17 protein-coding genes are annotated in these 19112 nt (G+C 61.9%); 9 read left to right on the top strand and 8 right to left on the bottom strand.

Features of this window, described 5'->3' with window-relative positions; genetic code table 11:
• Positions 1-31: 31 nt before the first annotated feature.
• From ACILSE_RS09390 to ACILSE_RS09375, 4 genes are all read right to left on the bottom strand, one after another.
• Positions 32-1477: an alginate export family protein gene (locus tag ACILSE_RS09390; RefSeq protein ID WP_395717123.1), complete on the bottom strand. Its 1446-nt coding sequence runs from the start codon at positions 1475-1477 to the stop codon at positions 32-34.
• Between the two features lie 91 nt (positions 1478-1568).
• Positions 1569-1760 carry a YezD family protein gene (locus ACILSE_RS09385; RefSeq protein ID WP_395717122.1) on the bottom strand — a complete coding sequence of 64 codons (192 nt, stop codon included), beginning with the start codon at positions 1758-1760 and terminating at the stop codon, positions 1569-1571.
• A 6-nt stretch (positions 1761-1766) separates the two neighbouring features.
• Positions 1767-2312 (bottom strand): RrF2 family transcriptional regulator, encoded by a 546-nt coding sequence (locus ACILSE_RS09380; RefSeq protein WP_395717121.1) that lies wholly within the window; start codon positions 2310-2312, stop codon positions 1767-1769.
• A gap of 77 nt (positions 2313-2389) precedes the next feature.
• The gene (locus ACILSE_RS09375; protein ID WP_395717120.1) at positions 2390-3811 is read right to left on the bottom strand and encodes an alginate export family protein; all 1422 of its coding nucleotides are present in this window, start codon (positions 3809-3811) and stop codon (positions 2390-2392) included.
• Positions 3812-3896: 85 nt separating this feature from the next.
• Here ACILSE_RS09375 and ACILSE_RS09370 point away from each other — a divergent pair, with 85 nt between their 5' ends.
• Positions 3897-5459 (top strand): sialate O-acetylesterase, encoded by a 1563-nt coding sequence (locus tag ACILSE_RS09370; protein WP_395717119.1) that lies wholly within the window; start codon positions 3897-3899, stop codon positions 5457-5459.
• Between the two features lie 136 nt (positions 5460-5595).
• On the opposite strand, the gene ACILSE_RS09365 is transcribed toward ACILSE_RS09370, so the two are convergent.
• On the bottom strand, positions 5596-7575 hold the full coding sequence (locus ACILSE_RS09365) for a sulfatase-like hydrolase/transferase (protein WP_395717118.1): 1980 nt from the start codon (positions 7573-7575) through the stop codon (positions 5596-5598).
• Between the two features lie 143 nt (positions 7576-7718).
• Here ACILSE_RS09365 and ACILSE_RS09360 point away from each other — a divergent pair, with 143 nt between their 5' ends.
• A complete protein-coding gene (locus ACILSE_RS09360; protein ID WP_395717117.1) occupies positions 7719-9140 on the top strand; it encodes a DUF1501 domain-containing protein in 1422 nt (473 codons plus the stop codon).
• Here the strand turns inward: ACILSE_RS09360 and ACILSE_RS09355 are convergent, their stop codons facing one another.
• Complete coding sequence (locus ACILSE_RS09355) at positions 9141-10487, bottom strand: Gfo/Idh/MocA family protein (RefSeq protein ID WP_395717116.1); 1347 nt, start codon at positions 10485-10487, stop codon at positions 9141-9143.
• 70 nt (positions 10488-10557) lie between these two features.
• Between ACILSE_RS09355 and ACILSE_RS09350 the strand changes: the two genes are divergently transcribed.
• The gene (locus ACILSE_RS09350) at positions 10558-11187 is read left to right on the top strand and encodes a cyclase family protein (protein WP_395717115.1); all 630 of its coding nucleotides are present in this window, start codon (positions 10558-10560) and stop codon (positions 11185-11187) included.
• Here ACILSE_RS09350 and ACILSE_RS09345 read toward each other — a convergent pair.
• On the bottom strand, positions 11184-11984 hold the full coding sequence (locus ACILSE_RS09345; protein WP_395717114.1) for a rhomboid family intramembrane serine protease: 801 nt from the start codon (positions 11982-11984) through the stop codon (positions 11184-11186). The two genes, ACILSE_RS09350 and ACILSE_RS09345, sit on opposite strands and share 4 nt — an antisense overlap.
• Before the next feature lie 107 nt (positions 11985-12091).
• Between ACILSE_RS09345 and ACILSE_RS09340 the strand changes: the two genes are divergently transcribed.
• The 4 genes from ACILSE_RS09340 (at position 12092) to ACILSE_RS09325 (ending at position 17510) form a co-directional block, all read left to right on the top strand.
• The gene (locus ACILSE_RS09340) at positions 12092-13534 is read left to right on the top strand and encodes a DUF1501 domain-containing protein (RefSeq protein WP_395717113.1); all 1443 of its coding nucleotides are present in this window, start codon (positions 12092-12094) and stop codon (positions 13532-13534) included.
• A 64-nt stretch (positions 13535-13598) separates the two neighbouring features.
• On the top strand, positions 13599-14408 hold the full coding sequence (locus ACILSE_RS09335) for a MotA/TolQ/ExbB proton channel family protein (RefSeq protein ID WP_395717112.1): 810 nt from the start codon (positions 13599-13601) through the stop codon (positions 14406-14408).
• Between the two features lie 139 nt (positions 14409-14547).
• A complete protein-coding gene (locus tag ACILSE_RS09330) occupies positions 14548-14991 on the top strand; it encodes an ExbD/TolR family protein (RefSeq protein WP_395717111.1) in 444 nt (147 codons plus the stop codon).
• 41 nt (positions 14992-15032) lie between these two features.
• The gene (locus ACILSE_RS09325; protein WP_395717110.1) at positions 15033-17510 is read left to right on the top strand and encodes a tetratricopeptide repeat protein; all 2478 of its coding nucleotides are present in this window, start codon (positions 15033-15035) and stop codon (positions 17508-17510) included.
• Here ACILSE_RS09325 and ACILSE_RS09320 read toward each other — a convergent pair whose 3' ends face one another.
• Positions 17511-17648: a hypothetical protein gene (locus tag ACILSE_RS09320; protein ID WP_395717109.1), complete on the bottom strand. Its 138-nt coding sequence runs from the start codon at positions 17646-17648 to the stop codon at positions 17511-17513.
• Positions 17649-17843: 195 nt separating this feature from the next.
• Here ACILSE_RS09320 and ACILSE_RS09315 point away from each other — a divergent pair, with 195 nt between their 5' ends.
• Both ACILSE_RS09315 and ACILSE_RS09310 read left to right on the top strand, forming a co-directional pair.
• On the top strand, positions 17844-18206 hold the full coding sequence (locus ACILSE_RS09315) for a hypothetical protein (RefSeq protein ID WP_395717108.1): 363 nt from the start codon (positions 17844-17846) through the stop codon (positions 18204-18206).
• A gap of 106 nt (positions 18207-18312) precedes the next feature.
• Positions 18313-19104, top strand: a complete 792-nt coding sequence (locus ACILSE_RS09310; RefSeq protein WP_395717107.1) for a helix-turn-helix domain-containing protein — start codon at positions 18313-18315, stop codon at positions 19102-19104.
• Positions 19105-19112 lie beyond the last annotated feature (8 nt).

Here is a 19112-nt window from a genome sequence, read left to right as displayed (position 1 = left end):
GGTGGAGAGTTGGAGTGGTGAGAGGTTGGGATCAGAAGAAGCGGTGGTTGAATTCGAAGTAGGCGAAGTCGGTGTCGCCGCGGCGGACGTTGTTTTCGATGAAGCCGCCGTTCGTGAAGTGGGCATAACCGACGATGATCTCGGTCTTCGGGCTCCAGGCGTAGCGGGCGCGGATGTCGAACTCGCTGCCGAGGTAGCCGCCGCTGCGACCGGTCACGTCGCGGACGTTGTTGGCACCGGCGAAGCGGTCTTTGTCACTAGCGAGCCAATACCAACTGTAACCGAAATCGACGCGCAGATCATGCCGCGGCTTGAACTCGACGCGGGCCTTTGGCGTGCTGATGTTCTCATAAACGATGTAGTCGTTCGCCGACCAGGGCCGTCCGAAGCCGAAGAAGCGCTCGAAGCGGTTGTCCTCCGCGTCAGTGGGATCGCGATCGCCGCTGGCGTGGCCGTAAAAGAGGCTGAAGCGCGGCTTCCATGGGTTCGTGGCCCAGGTGTAGCCGACCTCACCCACATAGGCGAAGGCGCGGACGGAGCGCGAGCCATTGCGGCCAAATTGATAGGTGAAACTGGTGTCGTAATCGAAGCCCGTGCTGCCGACGATGCCGTAAGCGCGAATCCCCGGCGAATGCACGAGCCGCTCCGCGACGCCCGCATGAGCACTCTGGCTCAGCGCGAGGTAGTAAGGCTCCAGCGTGACGATTTCCGGCCATTTCCGCCAGTGTCCGATGACGCCATAGAGCCACTGCTGCTCCACGGGACGATCCCAGCGATACTGGCTGCGATACAGCGGCTGCACGGCGAGCAGATCGAGCTGCCAGTCATTGCTTTCCTGCCCCAGGCTGGCGTGGAAGCCCTGGAAGGTGTTCGCCGTGTTGCGCCACTGGTTGTTGCCGAGCAGACGGCGGTCGAGGAACTCGAAGTTGTGAATGCCGTAGCGGATGCTGAGTGGGCGTGGATTGCCAATGTCGTCATGGCCGAGCAGATCCTTGAAGTACAGCTCGCCGTAGAGCCGGATGAACTCGAACTCGTTCACATCGCGGTTGTCGCGAGGGTAGTTCGAGTTGTAGCGGCGGGCGTCCTGCATCTCCGCCGCGAAGCGGAAGGGATCGATGATCTCCTTGATGCCGATGTAGGCTCGTGTGCGGTGCAGCCAGGGCTCGTCACGGCCTGCGCGGGCACGGCGGATGTCGTCGTCGCGATATTCGTAGCGGAAGCGGTAATCGAGGCCCACATCGAGCCAGTTCACATTCAGCAGCGAGTCGATGCCGAGCTCGCTCACATTGCGCACATACTTCGGCGGATCAGGATCACGCGTGGTGCTGTAGCTGAGCGGATTGAGGTAGTAAGTGCCCCGTGTCGTGCGCGGATGATCCTCTTCAAAAGGCTGCGCGAAGGCGCTGCTGAGGCCGAGAAGGAGGAGTGCGAGGCTGGGTAGGGTTCGGTGCGGGAGGTGCTTGGCGTTGAGGTGCATGGTTCTTGCGGGCGTCGGCTTCCGGTGGTCCGGTCGGCGTCAGCAAGAGTGTTTTCGGAGGCCCCTGCGGGTGCAGTAGGCGGAAAGGGAATCAAGGCCGCGAAGAGCGGCGTGGGGCGGGTGCTTCATCCGCGGCGAAGCGGGTCTTTTCCGTGCTTTCGACCTGCGTGACGCGTCCTTCATGGACGACGATCTGCACGGAGCCGAAGCGCATGGCGGCGACTTTCTGGCGGACGATTTCGAGCCAGGGCTCGATGGAAGATGGGGCAAGGGTCTGGCTCATGGCACGTCAGATGGCGGGTGAGAGCAGCGCGGCGAGGAAGCCGTCGGCGGGATCAGCGTGGAGGGTTTTGGAGGTCTTTTTCTTGGCGGTTGTCTTTCGTGTCGCGGCGGCCTGCTGTTCTTGTTTTCGCAGCGTGACCTCGACGACGTGGTCGAGCGTGTAGCGGTCGAGGATGTTCGCGATGGCATTGCGCACATCGATCATCAGCATCCGCAGCCCGCAGTGCTCCTCATCAGGACAGGAGCACTTTTCATACTCCGTCTCGCTGGCGCAGCCGATGGGCGCGAGCTTGCCGTCGATGAGCCGCACGACATCACCCATCTTGATGGACTTCGCCGGCTTCGCGAGGCGTGCGCCGCCGTGCTTGCCGCGCAGGCTTTCCACGTAACCGGCCTGACGCAGCTCAAACAGGATGGCCTCGAGGAACTTGAACGGCAGCCTCTCCTGGTCGGCGAGCGTGGACACGGAAATGACCCCCTCACCCTGCCGGTCGGCAATACCGAGTCGGATCAGGGTGCGAAGCGCGTATTCTCCTCGTTTGGTGAGTTTCATGCAAAACCCATGCACGATGAATATACACTCAGCAAGTAGGAATTAAGGATTTTTAAAGAAGGGCTCGCTCCCCGTCCTCAAAAAAACGGTCGGCTGAACTCGATGTAGCCGAAATCGGTGTCGCCACTGCGGACCATGCTCGTGGTGAAGTTTCCGGCCGTGAAATGGGCGTAGCCGAGGATCAGCTCGGTTTTGTCGCCAAGATTGAAGCGGGTGCGGATGTCGAACTCGTGGCCGATGAAGCTGCCGCTGGAGCCGGTGACATCGCGCACGTTGTTCGCGCCGGCGAAGCGGTCGCTGGCGCTGTCGAGCCAGTACCAACTGTAGCCGAGGTCGAAGCGGAAGGTTTTGGACGGAGCGCATTCGAGGCGGAGCTTCGGCGCGCGGATGTTCTCATAGACGATGTAGTCGTTCGCCGACCAAGGACGGCCGAAGCCAAAGAATTTTTCGAAGCGGTTGTCGGTGCCGTCGTTCGGATCGCGATCGCCGCTTGCATGGCCGTAGAAGAGGCTGAGGCGCGGCTTCCACGGCAGCTTGAAGCTGTAGCCCAGTTCGGTGGTGGCCGACCACGCACGCACTTTGCGCGGGCCGTTCTGGCCGAACTGGTAGTTGAAGCTGGCATCGTAGTCGAAGCCGGTGCCTGCGATGATGCCGTAGCCACGCAGGCCGGGATTGTGAACCATGCGCTCCCGCACTCCGGCGTGCGCGGACTGGTGCAGGGCGAGGTAGTAAGGCTCCAGCGTGATGATCTCCGCCCAGCCGCGCCAGTGACCGATGGCGGCATACATCCACTGCTGCTCGACGGGCCGGTCCCAATCATAGAGGCTGCGGCTCAGCGGCTGAACGGCGAGGAGATCGACCTGCCAGTCGTTGTTTTCCTGCCCGAGGGAGGAGTGGAAGCCTTGGAAGGTGTTCGCCGTGTTGCGCCATTGGTTGTTGCCGATGAGGCGGCGGTCGAGGAACTCGAAATTGTGAATGCCGTAGCGAATGAAGAACGGGCGGGCATTTCCACGCGCATCACGGCCGAGCAGTTCTTTGAAGTGCAGTTCCGCGTAGAGCCGGATGACCTCGAACTCGTTCACATCGCGGTTATCACGCGGATAGCGGCTGTGGTAGCGGCGCGAGTCCTGCATCTCGACCGCAAAGCGGAAGGGATCGAGGATGTCGTGAATGCCGACGTAGGCCCGCGTGCGATGCAGGAAGGGATCATCCAATCCGGCCTGTGCGCGGCGGATGTCATCGTCGCGATATTCGTAACGAAAACGGTAATCGAGCCCGAGATCGAGCCAGGCGGCGCTTTTGAGGAAGTCGATGCCGGTCTCCGGCGCATGCCGCGCATACTTCGGCGGATCAGGATCGCGGGTCGTGCTGTAACTGAGCGGAGCACGGTAAAAACTCTCCGCCAGGAGTAAGGGGCAGAGCAGAAATGACGAAACCAAAATGGCGAATGACGAAGGGGCCGACATTGCAGAGGCGGTGAAGGCCCTGCGTGGCCTCATCTGGCGGCGAGTTCAAGCGTGTTGGCGAAAGTTTGATGGAAAAGCCGGGGCGGCCCGCGTTTGTTCACGCTCCGTCATTCCGACCATGAAACTCACGACCCTGACCACCCTCCTGGCCGCGCTGGCTCTCACCGCGCGCGCAGAATTGAAACTCCCCGCCATCATCGGCGACAACATGGTGCTGCAGCAGCAGCTTGCGAATCCGATCTGGGGCTGGGATGCTCCCGGAACTGAAGTCACCGTGAAGTTCTCCGGCCAGACCAAGACCGCGAAGGCCGGCGCCGATGGCAAATGGACCGTGAAGCTCGATCCCGTGCCCGCGAACGCCCAACCCGCGACGATTTCAATCAAGGGCAGCAGCGCGAAGGAGCTGAAAAACGTGCTCGTCGGCGAGGTGTGGATCTGCTCCGGCCAGTCGAACATGCAGTGGAGCGTGCAGGCCTCCTGGGATGCGGATTTGGAGATCGCCTCCGCCAAGCATCCCAACATCCGCCTCATCACGGTGCCGAATGTCGGCACGCAGGAGCCGCAGAGCGATTTCAAAGGCGCGTGGGCCGAGTGCTCGCCGCAGAACGTCGGCGGCTTCAGCGCTGTGGGTTTCTTCTTCGGTCGTGTGCTGCACAAGACGCTCGACATTCCCATTGGTCTCATCAACAACGCCTGGGGGGGCAGCGCCGCCGAGGCGTGGGTGAATCGTGGCGAACTGGCGAAAGATCCGCGCTTCAAGCTGCTGATGGAAAACACCAAGGCCAATGAGGCGCGCCTGACCTCTCCTGCCGCCAAACAAAAATACGAGGCGGATCTCGCCGCGTGGAAGAAGCAGGCTGACGAAGCCAAGGCCGCCGGCAAACCCTTCACCGCACGCGCTCCGCAGGCCCCCGATGGCTGGCTGCGTGGCAACGCCCGCCCCGGCAACATCTACAACGGCGCGCTGCTGCCCACCATCGGCTACGGGATCAAGGGCGCGATCTGGTATCAGGGCGAAAGCAACGCCGGACGCGCTTACGAATACGCCAGCCTCTTCCCCTTCATGATCCAGAACTGGCGCAAGGAATGGCAGCAGGGCGATTTCCCCTTCTACTGGGTGCAGCTCGCCGACTTCATGGCTGAAAAAACCGATGCCGAGCAGGCCACCGCCAGCCAGTGGGCCGAACTGCGTGAGAGCCAGACGAAAACACAGAACGTCATCAAAAACGGCGGCCAGGCTGTCATCATTGACCTCGGCGAGGCGAACGACATCCACCCGAAGAACAAGCGCGATGTGGCCGAGCGTCTCGCCCGCTGGGCGCTCGTCAAGGACTACGGCATGAAGCTTCCGTATCGCAGCCCTGAGTTCAAATCCGCCGAGTTCAAGGACGGCAAAGCGATCGTCACCCTCGATACCTTCGGCAGCACGCTGCGCACTGTCGATGTCAGCGAGGTGAAGGGCTTTGTCATCTGCGGCGAGGACAAGAAGTGGGCCTGGGCCACCGCAAAGATCATTGGCAAAGACAAAGTCGAAGTCAGCGCCGCAGGCGTCGCCAAACCCGTCGCCGTCCGCTATGCCTGGGCCGACAATCCGGTCTGCAATCTTTTCAGCACCGACGGCCTGCCGGTGACGCCGTTCCGCAGCGACGACTTCGAGATGCTCACCAAGCCGAAGCAGTAAATCGGCTCCACATTTAGAAACACGAAAGGCACGACCGCGAGGTCGTGCCTTTTTGCTCAATCAAGGAGTGGCACTTGCCAAGTGCCGCATGTTCGGGCGGGACTTGGCAAGTCCCGCTCCTTGTCATGGACGCCGCCTATTTCTTCCCCTTGCCCTTCTTTTTCTTCGCAGGCGGCTCACCGGCGTCTTCAAAGGCGGGCTTGGTGCCGTTCAAGTCCGCGAGAAGGCGTGCGGCGTAGCCTGCGAAGCGGCCGTCGGGTGATTCGCCTTTGGCGGGCAGTTTTTTGAGTTCCTCGGCGATGAGCTTCGCCTTGTCGCCGAGGTCGCCGATGGCGTTTAGGGCGCTGATGGTGGTGAAGACGTTGTGCTGGCTCCAGTTCGCGAGATTGACGAGCCTGGGCAAGGCGGCGGCGCGATCCGCATCACTCCCATGTTTGGCCAGCGACCAGTTGGCGACGACCTGCACATAGGTCGAGCTGTCGGAGGCGGCTTTCACCATCTCGTCGTGCGCGGCGGCGAGTCCGTCCTTGCCGCGCATCAGGATGCCCATGGCGCTCCAGTAGCGGATGGCATTGTCTTTGTCACTGAAAGCGGCTTTGAGGTCGGCGATGGCGTCGGCTTTCATCGACGAGGCACTGCCGGCGGCCTTCAAGATGCGGGCGACGGGATAGAGCTTGTCGTCGTGGCCCATGTCGTAGGGCGTGGTGCCTTCGGCGCGCTGATGCATCTCGCCTTCGGGCAGCAGGCCGACATCGCGGATCTTCAGCGCGAGGTTTTCCTGTGCGGCACGCATCTTGGCGAGGGTTTCGGCGTGCTCGGGCTTGGCGGCGAGGTTGTGGACCTCGTCGGGGTCGCTTTGCAGGTCGTAGAGTTCTTCGGCGGCCTTCGGTTCCTGCCAGAAGATGGATTGCTCGGGTGTGGCCTTGCCGTCGTCGAAGGTCTTGCGCCAGACACGGGTGGTCGGTGTTTCAAATTGATAGCTGACATGCTGCGCCTGCGAGAGATGTGGCATGTAGTTGCGCACATAGACGAAACGACCGTCGGTGACGCTGCGCACGCAGTCATAGCGCTCGTCCATGCGACCGCGGAAGCCGTAAATGAAGGGCTGTGGCTCAGTTTGGAACTTGCCGGCGAAGGCGTGGCCCTGCATCCACTCCGGCGGCTGCACGCCGATGATGCTGAGCAATGTGGGTGCGAGATCGACGAAGCTCACGAGGCGGTCGGACTTCGCACCGGCCGCGTATTCCTTCGGCGCGAGGTGTTTCCACTTTGGCGGGAAATAGACTACCATCGGCACCTGAAGACCCGAGTTGCAGGGCCAGCGCTTGTTGCGCGGCATACCGCTGCCGTGGTCGGCGTAGTAAAACACGATCGTGTCGGCGGCCAGCCCGGCTTCTTCGAGTTCTTTGAGGCGCTTGCCGGCTGAGGCGTCGGCTTCGGTCACTTTGTCATAATACTGCGCCCAATCCTGCCGCACTTCCGGTGTGTCGGGGTGATAGGCAGGCACGCGCACCTTTGCGGGATCGTGAATCGCCTCGTGGGGGCGTTTGCGCAGCTGGCTCTCATGGCTGCACTGCTCGTTGAAGATGGCGAAGAAGGGCTGGCCGTCCTTGCGGTTCCTCCATGTCGCTTTGCCGGAGGACTCGTCCCACACGCCTTCGGGTTTGGTGAGGTTGTAGTCCTCTTTGCTGTTGTTCGTGCAGTAGTAGCCAGCTTCGCGGAGGAACTGCGGATACATCTTCGTGCCCTTTGGGATCGCTGCCATGCTGCGCATGTGCTCACCTCCGGTGGAGGGGGGATACATGCCCATGATGATTGTCGTGCGCGCCGCGGCGCACACCGGGCCGCAGGACCACGCATGCTTGAACAGCATGCCCTTCGCCGCGAGCGCATCGATGTTCGGCGTGGTGGCATAGGTGTCGCCGTAGCAGCCCATGTGTGGTCCGTGGTCCTCGCTGGTGAGCCAGAGGATGTTGGGACGCTGCTCCGCAGCGAATGACGAAACCAGAGCCGAGCACAGCGAGACAGCCAGCACCGCAGAGCGTGTGCTGCTCCGCAGGAGCGAACGAAGTGAGGCAATGGCGAATGACGAAAGGACGATGCTCAGGAGCTTCATGGGTCGTGAGGAACGACGGCAGGCTTTGTGATCCTTCACTCGAATGCGTCTGTATGGACAAAGCCGCCGCTGGCATTGTGCTTCGCAGCCGCCGCGATAGACACACTCGCGGAAAACCGATTCCTGTGCGTCAATCCGAACGCATGAACCTCCGCCACGAACTCCAGGCCGAATATGCCCGCTACCGCACCCGTCGCTGGTTTTTCAAAGAGTGTGGCGTGGGCTTGGCGAGCATCGCGGCGATGGATTTGGCGGCGAAAGCGGCTCCGGCGGTGGTGAATCCGCTGGCGGTCAAGAAACCGCATTACGGTGCCAAGGCGAAGCGCGTGATCTACCTCTTCATGGGCGGTGCGCCGAGCCATTTGGAGTTGTTTGATAACAAACCAGAACTTTCGAAGTGGGATGGCAAGCTGCCGCCGGCCGATCTGCTCAAAGGCTACCGCGCTGCGTTCATCAATCCAAACAGCAAGCTGCTTGGGCCGAAGTTCAAGTTTGCGCGTCATGGCGATTGCGGCGCGGAATTGAGCGAACTGCTGCCACACACGGCGAAGATTGCCGATGACCTGACGATCGTGCGCTCGATGAAGACGGACGCCTTTAATCACGCTCCGGGACAGATACTGATGAGCACCGGCTCGCAGATTTTCGGACGGCCGAGCTTTGGCGCGTGGACGCTCTACGGCCTCGGCACCGAGAACCAGGACATTCCCGGGTACGTCGTGATGCAAAGCGGCCAGAAAGGCCCCAGCGGCGGCATGAGCAACTTCGGCTGCGGCTTCCTGCCCACCGTGTATCAAGGCGTGCCCTTCCGCAGCAGCGGCGAGCCGGTGTTGTTCCTGAACAACCCGCAAGGTGTCGATGATGCGACGCAGCGTGACACGCTGGATGTGTTGAAACAGCTCAACGAAGAGCGCCTCAACGTCGTGGGCGATCCGGAGATCGCCAGCCGCATCAACAGCTTCGAGCTGGCCTATCGCATGCAGCAGACGGCACCGGAACTGATGGACATCTCGAAGGAGCCTAAACACATCCTCGACATGTATGGCGCGAAGCCCGGCGAGGCATCGTTTGCGAACAACTGCCTGCTGGCGCGTCGCCTCATCGAAAGCGGCGTGCGCTTTGTGCAGCTCTTCCATGAGGCCTGGGATCACCACGGCGGTCTCGTCGGCGGTTTGAAGCAGCAGTGCGGCCTCACGGACCAGCCTTGCGCGGCCTTGGTGCGCGATTTGAAGCAGCGCGGCCTTTTGGAGGACACGCTCGTCATCTGGGGCGGTGAGTTCGGCCGCACGCCGATGGTGCAGGGGGGCAGCGATGGCCGTGATCATCATCCGAACTGCTTCAGCATGTGGTTTGCCGGTGGCGGCATGAAGCCGGGCCTCACGCTCGGCCAGAGCGACGAATTCGGCTTCAATGCGACCGAGGATGTCGTGCATGTGCATGATCTCCACGCCACGCTGCTGCATCTGCTCGGTTTTGATCACACGAAGCTCAGCCAGCGCTTCCAGGGCCTCGACATGCGCCTCACGGGAGTCGCCGGAGAGCTGGTGCCGAAGCTGCTGGCGTGATCAAATGCCATACTCGGCGCGATATGCCTTGTGAATGATCGCGTCGGCTTCGGGCGTGTTGGGTGATTTGAGGGCGTTGGTGTCCCATTCGACGCGTTTCCCGAAACGCACGGCGAGGAGGCCGACGAGCAGCGATTCGGTGAAGGGGGCGGAGTACCAGAAGCCGCTCTTCGCGTCCTGCGGGTGGCCGGTTTTGCAGGCTTCGAGGAATTCCTGACGGTGGCCGTTCTTGCAGCGCGGGATGGTTTTCGCAGGCAAAACAAACTGCTGCATCTTCGTCTCGGGCACGATGCGCGGCGTACCGGACCACCCGCCGGCGAGGATGCAGCCGTTGTCGCCGACGAAGTAGATGCCGTTGTCGCCGAGATTGCGGGTGTCTTCGAGACCCTCGGGGCGCGGCGGAAGCTTGCCGCCGTCATACCAGACCATTTTCACCGGTCCACGATTGCCTTTCGCGGGAAAGTGGTAGGTGATGATGCTCCAAACCGGGAAGGACTGATTGTTGTTCGGGCCATTTTCAGCCTCGACCCAGTCGGGTGCGTCGAGATCGAGCGCGTAGAAGGCGGGATCGGCGTTATGCACGGCCATGTCACCGAGAGCGCCGCAGCCGAAGTCCCACCAGCCACGCCATTTGCGTGGGCAGAAGTCGGGATGATACGGGCGCTCCTTCGCGGGGCCGAGCCAGAGGTTCCAATCGAGGTTCTTCGGCAACGGCGGCGTGTCGGTGGGATAGGCTTTGCCCTGCGAATCCCAAAATTTGCCGGGACGGTCGGACCACACATGCACTTCGGTCACCTTGCCGATGGCACCGGCCTGAATCCACTCGCGGGTGAGGCGGATGCCTTCGCTGGCGTGGCCCTGGTTGCCCATCTGCGTGACGCGGTTGGTTTCCTTTGCCACATCGCGCATCGCACGCGCCTCGGCGATGGTGTGGGCGAGCGGCTTCTCGACATAGACATGACGACCGGCACGCATGGCCATGATACTGGCGGGCGCATGCACATGATCCGGCGTGGCGACGAGCACGGCGTCGATGTCCTTCTGCTTTTCGATCAATTCGCGGTAATCGCGATAAAGCTTCGCTCCGGGGTATTTTTTGATCGTCCCGGCGGCGTGATCGAGATCGACATCGCAAAGCGCGACGATGTTCGCCAGGCCGGTGGAATCGAGATCGCGGATGTCACCGCCGCCCTGACCACCGATGCCGATGCAGCCGAGGTTCACCTTTTCACTCGGCGGCGTGAATCCGGGGCCGCCGAGGACGTGACGAGGGACGATTTGGAAACCGAAGGCCGTTGCTGCGGCAGCTTTGACGAATCGACGGCGGGAGGTGGCTGGGGTGCTCATGCTTGTGAGCAAACGGGTTGCCTGAAACGGCTCTTGCGTCGCTGGTTCAGCCCGTCAACGTCTTCCCATCATGAAACGCCCCTGGAAAGACGTCTCAGTGCCTCTCCGCGACGGCATGGTGCACTGGCCCGGTGACCCCGAGTGCCACATCAAGCGCGTGAACCGCATGGAAGACGGTGCGGTGTGCAATCTGACGCACCTCACGATGAGCGCGCACACCGGCACGCACATGGACGCGCCGCGTCACTTCATCGCGGACGGCCTGACGATGGAGAAGATGCCTTTCGAAGCCGTGATCGGGCGCTGCCGCGTGTTTGAGCTCGACTGCGAGGACCAGATCACCGCGGATGATTTGAAGAAGCTCAAATTCTCACCCAAACAGCGCGTGCTTTTCAAAACGCGCAACTCAACGCGAAGCTGGGCGATGAACGAGTTCGACAAGGACTTCATCTCCATCCGCGCTGACGCCGCGCAGTATCTCGTGGATCAACAAGTGATGACCGTCGGCGTCGATTATCTCAGCATCGGCGGCTACGGCAAGGACGTCGTCGAAACGCATCAGATCATGCTCGGCGCTGGCATCTGGGTGATCGAGGGGCTGAACCTCGCCGAGATCAAGGCCGGCTACTACGAACTGATCTGCCTGCCGATCAAACTCGAGGGTGCGGACGGAGCGCCGTGCCGCGTGGTGCTGCGTTAACCGGCGCGGCGCTTCATTTCATCGCTCGCCTTGTCGAGAATGCGACGCTCTTCGGCGGTGAGGCTTTGCATGCCGTGGCGGCTTATTTTGTCGAGGATGTCATCGACGGCCGGCGCGGCGCTTTTCGCGGGCTTTGGAGCTTTCGGGGCCGGTTTCGGGAAGGAGGGCAGCTTGAACGCGCCCGTTTCATAACGGATGAAGGCGTAGGCGGTGCCGACGTTGGCGGCGAGGAGGATCAGCGAGACCCAATCCCGCGCGGCGAGGCATTGGAGCGCGTTGATGCCGACAAAAATGGCGGCCATGACCCAGGCGTCGAGGGTGAGGATGATGATGCTGATCTTCGCCCGCGGATAAAGCGTGGCGAAGGCGATGAAGACGCCGAACTCGAGCTGCATGATGCCCGCGCAGGCCATGCCGCGCACACCGGCCAGATGGAACAAGCAGACAAACAGCGGCGACGAGGCCAGCAGGAGCAGCAGAAGACGCACAAACACACGGCGGCCCAGGTGGCGCTCGACGGCCTCGCCGAAATTCCAAAGCAAGTAGCACCCGAGCAGCAGGAACAACCCGGGTGGATTGACGAGAACGTAGGTCAGCGGCGTCCAGAGATGCCATTCCTGGAAGGCGGCATCAAAGCTGAATACCAGATGGCCCATGAGCCCCGGCCCCAAGACCGCGAACACAACCATGCTGGCCGCGCCGGCGAGGGCGACGACGGCCGCGAGATAGACGGGATGCTGCTTCCACCACGTCAGCGGGAGGCGGTCTTGCGATTCGGGGAACCAGGAGTTGAACATGGCTGGATAGAAAAGGAGGGGCGTGAAATGGCAACCTCGGACTGTCGGCCGGCGAATTTCCGTGCGAAAGCAGCCGCGACCTGTCCGCGTTGTTTCATCACCCCCCAATGAACTCCCTCATCTCACATCATGCTCCAAACCTGGAGCATGCGTTCCTGACCCGTCGTCAGTTGCTCAGCCGCGCAGGCATGGGCTTTGGCTCGATGGCGCTCGGCTCGTTGTTCCAGGCGCCCGCCCGGGCGGCAACGCTGGACCCGATGGCGCTGAAAAAGCCGCATTTTGAGCCGAAGGCGAAGCGGGTGGTGCATTTCTTCATGAATGGCGGCCCGTCGCATGTGGATACGTTCGACCCGAAGCCGATGCTGGACAAATACGACGGCAAACCACTGCCGAACGTGCTCAAAACCGAGCGTCCGACAGGAGCGGGCTTCAAATCGCCCTTCCAGTTCCGCAAGCGCGGCCAGTGCGGCCTGGAGGTGAGCGAGATCTTCGAGAAGACCGGCGAGTTCGCCGACGACCTGTGCGTGATCCGCTCGATGTATGCGGACGTGCCGAACCACGAGCCGTCGCTCGGCCTGATGAACAGCGGTGAGAGCCGTCTGAATCGCCCGACGATGGGATCGTGGATCACCTACGGGCTCGGCAGCGAGAATCACAATCTGCCGGGCTACATTTCGATGTGCCCCGGCGGCATGCCGACGCGGCGCACGAAAAACTGGCAGTCAGCCTTCCTGCCGAGCGCATATCAAGGCGCCTACATCAACACGGAGGACACGCGGGTCGAAAAACTCGTGGAGTTCATCAAGAACGGCTCGCTCGACTTGAAGCAGCAGCGCCGGCAGCTCGACCTGCTTCAGGCTTTGAACCAGAAGCATCTCGTCGAACGTGAGCGCGACCAGCAGCTCGAGGCACGCGTCCAGAGCTACGAACTGGCCTACCGCATGCAGATGGAGGCCACGGATGCCTTCGACATAATGAAGGAGCCGGAGTGGGTGCGGAAGATGTATGGCGACCACGCCTTCGGCCGCCAGTGCCTCATCGCCCGTCGTTTGCTGGAGCGCGGCGTGCGTTTCATCCAGCTGTGGACCGGCGCGGGCCAGCCGTGGGACAATCACGACGAAATCCTCGAGCACCGGAAGCTCGGCCAGCAGACCGATGGCGCGATCGCAGCGTTCATGAGCGATTTGAAGCAACGCGGCTTGTGGGACGAGACGCTGATGATGTGGGGCGGTGAATTCGGCCGGACGCCTGCGGTGGAACTGCCGACGCCCGGCGCAAACGCGGGCAAGCAGCATGGCCGCGACCACAATCACTACGGTTTCACGATGTGGCTGGCCGGCGGCGGAGTGCGCGGTGGCTACACGCATGGTGCGACGGACGAATTCGGCTTCCAGGCCGTGGAAAAGCCCGTGCATGTGCATGACCTGCACGCCACGATCTTGAAAATCCTCGGCTTCGACCACGAAAAGTTCACCTACCGCTACGCGGGCCTCGATTTCCGTCTGACTGGCGTGAACGAGTGCAAGGTGGTGCAGGAATTGCTGGCATAAGTGAACGAAAGCCAGCCACCCGCCCGCTTGCAAGGCTGTCGCTCACGTTTACAATCGCCCCCTCATGCATCGAAAAATCCTCCTCGCCCTGGCCGTGCTGGCGGCTCTCATCGTCACGATGAATGTCCCCGCCCAGGCCCAGCAGCCCGCGCCCGCACCGTCCGCTGCTGCCGCACAAGCCGCCGCCCTGGAGGAGAACCCGTATGCGGACGCGCTGACATTTGACGGTTTCGTCCGCCGCACGGGCGTCATGGCCTACCCGCTCATCGGCCTGTCGATGGTGGCGTTTTTCATGATCGTGCTATTTGCCTTCACGGTGCGCCAGGGCACCGTGGTGAGCGATGCGTTCATGAACTCCGCCGACGCGCTCATCCGCAAGCAGGATTACCTGGGTTTGCTCGCGGTGTGCAACCGCCGCAACGAGTGCATCGCCCGCATCACGGCAAAGACGCTCGACTTCGCCACACGCAACCCGACCGCGAGTTTCGAAGAGGTGAAGGAAGTTACTGAGGCCGAGGGCAACCGACAGTCCAGTCTGCTGCTGGCACGCATTGCCTATCTCGGCGACGTGGGTGCTGTCGCACCGATGCTCGGTCTGCTCGGCACGACGCTGGGCATGATCACGACCTTCCACGAAATCTCCGGCAAGGGCGTCGGCGGCTCGAACCAGCTCGGTCTCGCGCAAGGCGTGTCCGAGGCCCTGCTCTGCACTGCCTCCGGTCTCGTGATCGGCATTCCGGCGCTGATTTTCTACGCCATCTTCCGCGGGAAGGTGAACCGTCTGATCTCGGAAATGGAGGCTGCGACGACGCATCTGATGGCGCTCCTCGCGGTGCAGTATAAACGGGCTGCGAGAGCCGTGGCAGGACAATGAGCTTGAAATGTCGAAACCTGAATGAGGAATGACGAATGAATGACCAAGCCCGATTGATCAATACCGCTGTCTTCCACCGTGAGGCTCGTCAGTCGTCATTCTGATTTCATCATTTGCCCGCTTCGCAACGTTCCCAATCATGAATTTCAGAAAGCAACACTCCATCGAGCCGACGCCGATGCAACTCGCCCCGCTGGTGGACGTGCTGTTTCTGCTGGTCATTTTCTTCGCCGTGACCTTCCAATACGCGAAGGAGGAGCAGGTGATGGACGTGAGCGTGCCTGCCGCGGACGAAGGGAAGGAAAAAGAGTCACGCAACGTCGGCGAGATCATCATCAACATCAAAAAAGACGGCGAGGTCATCGTGAACGGCCAGAAATTCACCACTGATGAGCTCCTGGTGAAGTTGAAGAACATCGTCGCCCTCTACAAGGACCAGGCCGTGATCCTGCGCGGTGACGAAGTGACAGACTACGCCCACGTCATCAAGGTGCTGGACACCTGCCAGAAGGCCGGCATCTGGAACATCGCCTTCGCCACACGCAAGCCGGAGGCCGACCAACCCGCCGCCACGCCGAAGTGAGATTGACTTTCCCCCAGCCTCCAACCGTCTCACGCCTCCGCATGCGCCGCCTCGTTTCAACGCTTTGTATTTCCGCCACGCTTTCCGTCGCGGCGCAGGAGGCCCCGAAACGCGCCCTGCCCGTGGAGGATGACGCGCCCATCCCGAAAGCAATCCCCGTGCGTCCGCCGCAGCCGCCAAAGGCGCAGCCCGTGCTCGATGATCCGAAGGACCGCCCCGCCCCGCCGAAAACGAAAGGGCCGGATGATGACATGTTCGACTTCGCCACGCTGGCCTATGATCGCCAGGAGTGGGGCATGGCCGCGCAGAGCTACGCCAAGTATCTCCAGCAATATCCGAGCGGCAGGCAGGTGTCGGACGCGCTCTTCCGCATAGGCGAGTGCTACATGAAGCAGAACCAGCTCAAGCAGGCCGCCGGCTATTACGAGGAGGTTGTGAACCGCTATCCTGCCAGCGATGGCGCGCCCTCCGCCGCCTACCGACTCGGCGCGATGCGCTTCAACGACTCCAAATTCGCCGACGCGGCCAAACATTTCGCCTTCAGCGAGACCAAGCACAAGAACCCGCAGGTCAGGCTGGCCTCCGCCTACAACAAAAGCCGCGCCTTCGAAATGGCGGGCGACAAGGAGAAGCAAACCGCCGCTCTGAGCAGCGTGATCGCGGTCAAAACGGACAACCCTTACCGCGAAACCGCGCTCCTCACGCTCGGCAGCATCTACCTCGGCCAGGACAAGAAGGCCGAGGCGCTGCCGATCTTTGACGAGCTCGTCAAAACCAGCGCCGACCGCGCCATCGTGGCCGAGGCGGTCATCCGCGCCGCCGTTCTCTACGCCGAGCTGAAAAAGCCGGACGAGTCCATCGCCATGTTCCAGAAGGCGCTGCAAATGGCCGAGACCAGCGAGGCGAACCGCGGCATCGCCCTTGTCGGCGTCATTCAGGCTCTCTTCACGAAGGGAGACTACGACGGTGTCATCGACTACTACAACAAGAACTCCGAAGTGCTGCCGCCCGGCCCTTCGCGCGCGAAGATGCTCCTGCTCGTCGGTCACTCGCACCGCATGCGCAAAAGCTATGCCCGCGCCGTGGAGGTTTATCTACTCATCGAGCAGTACCACGCCGACTCCGACGAGGCCTTCGAGGCGGGCTATTGGAAGCTTTACTGCTTCTATCTTCTCAGTGACAAGGACCTCGGCGAGTTCGCCACCGCCTTCATCACCCGTCACGCGCAAAAACACGCGGATCACGAGTATCTCTCGCTCGCACGCCTCATCCGCGCGGACTTTTACTTCAACAAGGGCGACTTCCAGCAGGCGGCGTTGAGCTACAATGAGGTCAACCTCGAAAAACTTCCCGAGAAGCTGCGACCCGGCACGCTCTTCAACACCGGCTGGGCCCAAGGCGAGGCCGGACGCCACCAGGAGGCCGTCGGCACCTTCACCCGCTTCATCAACGAGTTCCCCCAGCACGAGTTTATCCCGAAGGCCTACGCCCGCCGCGGCCTCGCCAACCGCGACGCACGCGACCTGCCGAAGGCGAAGGCGGACTTCGAGCATGTCGCCAAGGAATTTCCGAAATCTGACGCCTGTGAGTTGTCCTGGCTGCAACTCGGCTTCATCGCCATGGAGCAGAAGGATCCGAAGGCCACCGTCACCGCGTTCGAGACGCTGCTGAAAAAATTCCCCACCACCGCCGCCGCTGCGCAAGCCTACTACGGCATCGGGCGTGGCAACCTCGACCAGAAAATCTACGACAAGGCCGTCCCCGCCCTCCAACGCTCCATCGAGATCGATAGCAAGACTTACCTCGAAAAATCCAGCCAGCTCATCATCCTCTGCCACTACGCACGCCAAAATGCCGACGACCTCGCCAAGGCCATCGACAGTTATTTGCAGGCCAAATCCGACGGCGTGGTGCCCCCGAACATCCTGAAATGGCTCGGCCTCAAACTTTACAGCAGCGACGACTTCAAACGTGCCGCACGCTTCCTCGAACTCGCCGTCACGCCACAGATCCCGGAAAACACCGAGTCCGTCGTATGGAATGTCCTTGGCATGGCGCAGCTCCAGAACGGAAAATTCGACGCCAGCATCCAGGCCACTGAAAACTTCCTCAAATCCAGCCCTGACGCCGCAGCCACCGCCCGTGCCCAGCTCACCAAGGGCAAGGCCCTGCTCGGCAAAGGCGATTTCACCCAGGCCGATCAAGTCGCCCAGCAGGCGCTGCAGGTCGTCAAGGACGGCAAGCTTCAGGCCGAGCTGCTCATCCTTGAGGGAGACATCTTCTCCGCCCAGGGCGACAAGCTGGCCGCCGATGGCCAGCAGGCCGCCGCTATCGAGAAATGGAAGGCCGGCGCCGCGAAATACGCCGTGCCCAGCCAGTTTTACGAGGATCCCGATGTCACGCCCGACGCGCTCTACAAAGCCGCCAAGGCCCTGGAAAAAGCAGGAGATGCAGCGCAGTCGAAGCAGATGCTCCAGCAGCTTCAGCAACGTTATCCGAAGTATCAGCCGAAAAACTGATCACGGATGCCGACTGCCACGAGAGTCACGCGGCGGGTGGTCTTCCTTCGGACGCGCCTCGACCACACGCGAGCGGCCGGATTCGGGGTCTTTGACGACGCGTGCGGAGGCCACCTGGCCATGGGCGGCAAAAGACACCTTGGAACTCCTCGTCCGTCAGGGTGTAAGGCAGATTGCTGACGTAGAGGTTGATGCCCGTGAGCCCAGGTCCGTGCCCGGAGGTGTCAATCAACGCTTGGCAGGCCGCCACCCCTGCCGAGTCCGGCGCAGTCAAAGTTTCAGTTGCGAAAAAGGGCGCGAATTCGTATCCCAAGGCCGCTTCCATTTCACCCCATGAAACACATCCTCACCCTCGTTGTTGCCCTCGGCCTCTCGGCAGGTTTTTCCTCTGCCGCCGAGCCCCTGAACACCGTCTGCCCCATCTCCGGTAAGCCGGCCAACCCGGCCATCATCAGCACCTACACCAAGACCGTTGCCGTCTGCTGCAACAGGTGCAAAGCCCAGTTCACCGCCACCCCGAAGGCCTACCTCAACAACATCCTCGGCGCCGTTAGCGGCCAGTGCCCGCTCAGCAAGAAGAAGTCCGACCCCGCCATCACCGTCAGCTACAGCCGCCAGGTCGCCTTCGCCGACGCCGCCAGCAAGGCCGCCTTCGATGCCGCTCCCGACAAGCACATCAAGGAAGTGCGCCAGTGATCTTGCTAACCCCGGATTAAGCGCCAGGCGGAGCCGCTCATTTGGCTCCGCCTTTTTTATGCACGCATGATGCAGCATGTCCGCGCGGCACGTTGTTAGCTGCCGCATGAAACGCCGTCGTCACAGAACATCCGGAATCTCCGTCTCGCCTGACGACGCGCTTTGCGAGCTTTTTGACCTGCTGCCGGAGGTGCAGGCCTGGATCAAGGATGCCAGGCATCGCTACTTGTGGGTCAACCGCACCTTTTTGCTCAACTACGGCCTGCATCAGCTCGACGAGGTGTTGGGGAAGACGGATCACGATCTCTCGCCACCGCATCTCGCGGCGCAATTCCTCGCCGGAGACGAGGCGGTGCTCGCCGGGCAGACGGTGCAGGGCCGCCTGGAGTTGATCGGACGTTTCGACCACACGGCCTCGTGGAGCTTCACCACGAAGCGCCAGGTGCGCGACGCGAAAGGCCGCTCAGTCGGCACCGCGGGCATCACGCGCGTGCTGGATGCCGCGCAGATTGATCAACGGGAGGACATCCGCCTCGGCGTGGTCATTTCCATGATGACGCAGCGGCTTGGCAGGGCGGTGACGAATGCGGAGATGGCGAAGGCCGCCGGCATGTCATCGCGGGCCTTCGAGCGGGCCTTTGTGCGTGAATACGGCCTGCCGCCGCAGCAATACCTCAAACGCCTGCGCATCCAGACTGCTTGTCGCCTGCTGGTGGACACGCGTGAATCGATTGCCGCCATCGCGCAGCGCTGCGGTTTCGCGGATCAAAGCCACCTCACGCGTGAATTTCGACGCGTTACCGGCTCCACGCCATCGGCTTACCGCGCCGAATACGCCGCCGCGAATGTTCCAAGCGCTGCCGCTTCTGTTCTATCCAAGGCCAGGCCCAAAAGATAGCCTCGGAG

Source organism: Prosthecobacter sp., assembly GCF_044236155.1.
Taxonomy (GTDB): Bacteria; Verrucomicrobiota; Verrucomicrobiia; order Verrucomicrobiales; family Verrucomicrobiaceae; genus Prosthecobacter.
The sequence above is the reverse complement of the archived record's forward strand: the minus strand, read 5'-3'. Positions and strand labels throughout refer to the sequence as shown.

Coding starts and splice junctions, on each gene's coding strand:
- ACILSE_RS09390 (WP_395717123.1), bottom strand. CDS start 1,477: ATGCACCTCAACGCCAAGCACCTCCCGCACCGAACCCTACCCAGCCTC.
- ACILSE_RS09385 (WP_395717122.1), bottom strand. CDS start 1,760: ATGAGCCAGACCCTTGCCCCATCTTCCATCGAGCCCTGGCTCGAAATC.
- ACILSE_RS09380 (WP_395717121.1), bottom strand. CDS start 2,312: ATGAAACTCACCAAACGAGGAGAATACGCGCTTCGCACCCTGATCCGA.
- ACILSE_RS09375 (WP_395717120.1), bottom strand. CDS start 3,811: ATGAGGCCACGCAGGGCCTTCACCGCCTCTGCAATGTCGGCCCCTTCG.
- ACILSE_RS09370 (WP_395717119.1), top strand. CDS start 3,897: ATGAAACTCACGACCCTGACCACCCTCCTGGCCGCGCTGGCTCTCACC.
- ACILSE_RS09365 (WP_395717118.1), bottom strand. CDS start 7,575: ATGAAGCTCCTGAGCATCGTCCTTTCGTCATTCGCCATTGCCTCACTT.
- ACILSE_RS09360 (WP_395717117.1), top strand. CDS start 7,719: ATGAACCTCCGCCACGAACTCCAGGCCGAATATGCCCGCTACCGCACC.
- ACILSE_RS09355 (WP_395717116.1), bottom strand. CDS start 10,487: ATGAGCACCCCAGCCACCTCCCGCCGTCGATTCGTCAAAGCTGCCGCA.
- ACILSE_RS09350 (WP_395717115.1), top strand. CDS start 10,558: ATGAAACGCCCCTGGAAAGACGTCTCAGTGCCTCTCCGCGACGGCATG.
- ACILSE_RS09345 (WP_395717114.1), bottom strand. CDS start 11,984: ATGTTCAACTCCTGGTTCCCCGAATCGCAAGACCGCCTCCCGCTGACG.
- ACILSE_RS09340 (WP_395717113.1), top strand. CDS start 12,092: ATGAACTCCCTCATCTCACATCATGCTCCAAACCTGGAGCATGCGTTC.
- ACILSE_RS09335 (WP_395717112.1), top strand. CDS start 13,599: ATGCATCGAAAAATCCTCCTCGCCCTGGCCGTGCTGGCGGCTCTCATC.
- ACILSE_RS09330 (WP_395717111.1), top strand. CDS start 14,548: ATGAATTTCAGAAAGCAACACTCCATCGAGCCGACGCCGATGCAACTC.
- ACILSE_RS09325 (WP_395717110.1), top strand. CDS start 15,033: ATGCGCCGCCTCGTTTCAACGCTTTGTATTTCCGCCACGCTTTCCGTC.
- ACILSE_RS09315 (WP_395717108.1), top strand. CDS start 17,844: ATGAAACACATCCTCACCCTCGTTGTTGCCCTCGGCCTCTCGGCAGGT.
- ACILSE_RS09310 (WP_395717107.1), top strand. CDS start 18,313: ATGAAACGCCGTCGTCACAGAACATCCGGAATCTCCGTCTCGCCTGAC.